The sequence below is a fragment of the Streptomyces albidochromogenes genome, assembly GCF_005981925.1.
GTDB classification, from domain to species: Bacteria; Actinomycetota; Actinomycetes; order Streptomycetales; family Streptomycetaceae; genus Streptomyces; species Streptomyces albidochromogenes.
Genome location: NZ_VBVX01000409.1, coordinates 1 through 4,926, shown reverse-complemented (window position 1 = coordinate 4,926; position 4,926 = coordinate 1). Strand labels below are relative to the sequence as shown.

The following is a 4,926-nucleotide window of genomic DNA, read 5'->3' as shown; positions in this document are numbered from 1 at the left end:
GTCCCGCTTCGGCTCCCGCCCCGCGCCCGCCGGCCCGGCGAACGCCTGGGCGATGTCCAGCCACCGGTCGGCGTCGGCGCCCTCGGCCCGTACCGCCACGTCGTCGCGGTGGGCCCGCTGGGTCACCAGCAGGCAGAAGTCGAGCGCCGGCCCGGTCACCCGCTGCCGGGCGTCCTCGGGACCGTACGTCCACAGCCCGGACCCGTCCGGCGCGGTCAGCTCGACCCGGAACTCCTCGCCGGGCGGCGTGAGACCCCGCACCGCGAAGGCGTACCCGCGCGCCCGCACACCGATCCGGGCCACATGCCGCAACCGCGCCGTCGGCTTCCTGCGTACCCCCACCGCGTCCGCCACGTCCTGGCCGTGGGCCCAGGTCTCCATGAGCCGCCCGGTCGCCATCGAGGCGGCGCTCATCGGCGGCCCGTACCAGGGGAACCGCACCCCGTCCGGCGCCGCCCGCAGGGCCCGCTGGAGCTGCTCGCGCCCGTCCCTCCACCACGCCAGCAGTTCGTCGACGGGCAGTTCGGCCCCCGCCTCGGCGCCGTCGTCGACGAACCGCTCGGGCGCGGCCAGTGCCTCACGCGCCTCCGCGGCGAAGCCCTCGGGGTCGGTGACGGACAGCAGCGCCGCCGTGTCCGTCCAGGCGAGATGCGCGATCTGGTGGGCGACGGTCCAGCGCGGCGCGGGCGTGGCGAGCGACCACTGTTTCTCGCTCAGGCCGCCGACCAGCTGGTCGAGTTCGTCCCCTTCGGCACGGAGATCGTCGAGCACGGCTGCCGGATCGGACACGGTGCGCTCCCCTCGGGGTAGGGCGGTGTGTCGGGAGCATGGCAGCCCGTCAGGAAACAAGCAAGCGTGCTTGCATTATTTTCTCGCCGTACCCCGAGCACCGGGCCAGGCCCGTCCCCCGGCGCGCTAGGACCGTGTGCGGCGCCGTCGGCGCGCCTGGCTCCGTACCGCTCCCATGCTCGCGCCGATGACCAGCGCGATCGCCAGGGCGTCGGTCGTCGACAGCGCCTGGTGCAGCACCAGGAAACCGGCGACCGCCGCGATGGCAGGCTCCAGGCTCATCAGTACGGCGAAGGTCGCGGCCGGCAGCCGGCGCAGCGCCAGCAGTTCCAGCGTGTACGGCAGCACGGAGGACATCAGCGCGACCGCCACGCCCAGCGCCAGCGTGCGCGGCTCCAGCAGCGCGCCGCCCGCTCCCACGGCTCCGAACGGCAGGCTGAGCAGCGCGGCGACCGCCATCGCGAGCGCCAGGCCGTCCGCCTGCGGGAACCTGCGCCCCGTCCGGGCGCTGAAGAGGATGTACGCCGCCCAGCAGCCGCCCGCGGCGAGCGCGTACGCCGCGCCGACCGGGTCCAGCCGGTCGAAGCCGCCGCCACTGAGCAGCGCGACGCCGCCGAGCGCGAGCGCGGCCCACACGACGCTCATGGCGCGGCGGGAGGCGATCACGGAGAGCGCGAGCGGGCCGAGCACCTCAAGGGTCACCGCGACGCCCAGCGGGATGCGGTCCAGCGACTGGTAGAAGAGACCGTTCATGCCGGCCATGGCGAGCCCGAAGGCGACGACGGTCCACCAGTCGGCGGGCTTGTACCCGCGTACCTTCGGGCGGCACACGGCCAGCAGGATCACGGCGGCAGCGGCGAGCCGCAGGGCCACCACACCGGCCGCTCCCGCGCTCGGCATGATCGTCACGGCCACGGCGGACCCGAACTGCACCGACAGCCCGCCGGCCACCACCATCGCCACGGGCCCGAGCCGCGCTCCGAGCCGCCCGCCGCCGGGCGCCGCGCCGCCCCCGGCGGATACGGCTTCGGAGGGCGCGGGGGCGGTGGCGGGCGCTGCGGAGGTGGGCTGGTCCATACGTTCCACGGTAAGCGGAACAGCACCGTCTACCGTTCACACCCCTGTACGACCGTCGTCGTACTACGCAATCTCGCGATCGATCCCGAGATCAACGAAAGCCCGGCCGTCCACCCGAAGAAGGCACCCTCGCCCAGGACGCCGCGACCGGACCCTGCGCCCCTCCGATCAGCGGCGCGGGTCCCGTCGCTCCGGCAGGCCGTCCGCCAGCACCTGCGCCAGGTGCCGCGCCCCGCGCCCCGCCAGCTGCTCCAGCTGCGTACGGCAGGAGAAGCCGTCGGCCAGGAGTTCCGCCCCCTCGGGAGCCTCGCGCACCGACGGGAGCAGTTGTTCCTCGGCGCACGCGGCCGACACGTCGTAGTGCCCGCGCTCGAAGCCGAAGTTTCCCGCGAGGCCGCAGCAGCCGCCGCTCAGGGCGCCGGTGAGGCCCGCACGCTCCCGCAGCCGGCGCTCCGCCGCGTCGCCCAGCACGGCGTGCTGGTGGCAGTGCGTCTGGCCGGCCACGGGGCGGTCGATCCGCGGCGGCCGCCACTGCGGGGCGTACTCCTCCAGCACCTGCGCGAACGTGCGTACCGAGGAGGCGAGGGCGGCCGCTCTCGGGTCGTCCGCAAGGAGCTCGGGAAGGTCCGTCCTGAGGGCGGCCGCGCAGCTCGGTTCCAGGACGACGACGGGCAGCCCGGCGGCGCGTTCCATGCCGTCCAGGGTGCGGCGCATGACCGCGCGGGCCCGGTCGAGCTGGCCGGTCGACACGTACGTCAGGCCGCAGCACAGTTGCCGAGGCGGCATCACGACCCGCAGACCGGCCGCTTCCAGCACGCGTACGGCGGCCCGGCCGACGTCCGGGGACAGGTGGTTGGTGAACGTGTCGGGCCACAGCACGACCGTGACGGCCCCCGGCTCCGCCGGGCGCCCTGCCGCCGGCCTGTTCCGTCGCCACCAGCTCCGGAACGTGCGCTTCGCGGGAACGGGCAGGTCGCGTTCCGGGGCGATGCCTCCCAGGCGCTTCACGAGAGCGGTCAGCGGGCGCACCCGGGAAGCAACTGTGAGGGCACCCGCGAACGGCGCCGCAGCACGCAGCCACACGGGAAGCCACCCCATCGCGTAGTGCGCCGCGGGGCGCCGCCGGCCCTTGTAGTGGTGGTGCAGGAACTCCGCCTTGTACGTCGCCATGTCGACGCCCACCGGACAGTCGCTCCGGCACCCCTTGCACGACAGGCACAGGTCGAGCGCGTCCCGTACCTCCTCCGACCGCCAGCCGTCCGTGACGACCTCACCCGCGAGCATTTCGTGCAGCAGGCGCGCGCGCCCGCGCGTGGAGTGCCGCTCCTCGCCGGTGACCCGGTAGGAGGGGCACATGACGCCGGCCCCCGCCGCCGACTCGGTACGGCACTTCGCGACGCCCACACAGCGCCGCACGGCCGCCGAGAAGTCCCCGTCGTCGTGCGGGTACCCGAAGGCGACGCCGACGCGCTCGCGGGGCAGCACCGCGAAGCGCAGATTCTCGTCCAGCCGGGCGGGGCGGGCGAGCACACCGGGGTTCATCCCGCCGGCCGGGTCCCACAAGTCCTTGAAGCGGCCGAAGAGGGCGACGAGTTCGTTCCCGTACATCCTCGGAAGCAGTTCCGCGCGTGCCTGGCCGTCGCCGTGTTCGCCGGAGAGGGAGCCGCCGTGCGCGACGACGAGTTCCGCCTGTTCCTCGGAGAAGGCGCGAAAGCGCCGCACCCCGGTGTCGGTGAGCAGGTCGAAGTCGATCCGGACGTGGATGCAGCCGTCGCCGAAGTGGCCGTACGGCGTGCCGCGCAGGCCGTGCTCTGCGAGCAGCGACCTGAAGTCCCGCAGGTAGGCGCCGAGCCGCGCGGGCGGCACGGCGCAGTCCTCCCAGCCCGGCCACGCCTCGCTGCCGTCGGGCATCCGCGTCGCCGTACCGCTGGCGTCCTCCCGGATGCGCCACAGGGCGCGCTGTGCGGCCGTGTCCGTGACGACCGTTCCGTCGAGCGCCTCGGCGGCCTTCACCAGCCGCTCGGCGCGCGAGAGCGCTTCGGCGGGGGTGCCCCCGCCCATCTCCACGAAGAGCCACGCGGAGCCGCGCGGGAGCAGCGTCCGCTCGTTCTCGGGAACGAGGTCTTCGGCCATCCCTTCCACGGTGAGCGGGCCGTACGCGAGGAGCGCGGGCGCGGCCTCGGCGGCGGCGCTCTCACCGGCGTACCCGAGAACGGCGAGTACGCGTGCACGGGGTGCCTCCACCAGGCGTACGGTCGCCTCGCTCACCACGCCGAGCGTTCCCTCGCTTCCGCAGAACGCTCGCGCGAGGTTCACGCCGTTCTCGGGAAGCAGCGCGTCCAGGGCGTAGCCGGAGATACGGCGCGGCAGTTCCGGGAAGCCGGTGCGCAGGAGCGTCAAGTTGTCGTTCACGAGAACGCTCAGTCCTTCGGGTGCTCCCGACCAGCCCCGTTCCAGGTGCCGCACGTCGCCGCCGTAGCCGACGACGGTAAGGCGGCGGATGTTGTCGGCCGTCGTTCCCCAGGCCACCGAGTGCGAGCCGCAGGAGTTGTTGCCGATCATGCCGCCGAGCGTGCAGCGGCTGTGCGTGGACGGGTCGGGCCCGAAGGTCAGCCCGTACACGCCGACGGCGGCGCGCAGGTCGTCGAGCACGACACCGGGCTGCACCACGGCGGTACGGGCCTCGGGGTCCAGGTCCGTGATGGCGCGCATGTGGCGGGTGAGGTCGAGGACGACGCCCGTGCCGGTCGCCTGGCCGGCGATCGACGTGCCACCGCCGCGCGGCACCACAGGCACCCCGTGCGCACGGCAGACGGCGAGCGCGGCCGCCACGTCGGCGGCGTCGCGCGGGGCGACGACGCCGAGCGGCACGCGCCGGTAGTTGGAGGCGTCCATCGTCATCAGGGCGCGCGCCGCGGCGTCGAAGTCGACCTCGCCGCGCACGTCCCGGCGCAGCTCCCGCGCGAGCGCCGCCGTATCGCCCCCGGCCCCGCCCCGGCCGCTGTCGCTGTCGCGCCGACCGTCCTCGCCGTCGCTGTCCCTGTTCACGCAGCTGTGATC

At 74.5% G+C, this 4,926-nt stretch carries 3 protein-coding genes; all 3 read right to left on the bottom strand.

The window, feature by feature from the left end; all coding sequences use genetic code 11:
• A partial coding sequence (locus E2E34_RS31315; protein WP_138905231.1) for a TIGR03084 family metal-binding protein occupies positions 1–789 on the bottom strand: 789 nt, incomplete at its 3' end.
• A gap of 126 nt (positions 790–915) precedes the next feature.
• Positions 916–1,866 carry an EamA family transporter gene (locus tag E2E34_RS31310; protein ID WP_138905230.1) on the bottom strand — a complete coding sequence of 317 codons (951 nt, stop codon included), beginning with the start codon at positions 1,864–1,866 and terminating at the stop codon, positions 916–918.
• A 168-nt stretch (positions 1,867–2,034) separates the two neighbouring features.
• A complete protein-coding gene (locus E2E34_RS31305) occupies positions 2,035–4,761 on the bottom strand; it encodes an FAD-binding and (Fe-S)-binding domain-containing protein (RefSeq protein ID WP_138905232.1) in 2,727 nt (908 codons plus the stop codon).
• Positions 4,762–4,926: the final 165 nt, after the last annotated feature.

What these genes read in the sequence shown, in the direction of transcription:
- E2E34_RS31310 (WP_138905230.1), bottom strand. Translation starts at nt 1,866, where the DNA reads ATGGACCAGCCCACCTCCGCAGCGCCCGCCACCGCCCCCGCGCCCTCC.
- E2E34_RS31305 (WP_138905232.1), bottom strand. Translation starts at nt 4,761, where the DNA reads ATGGACGCCTCCAACTACCGGCGCGTGCCGCTCGGCGTCGTCGCCCCG.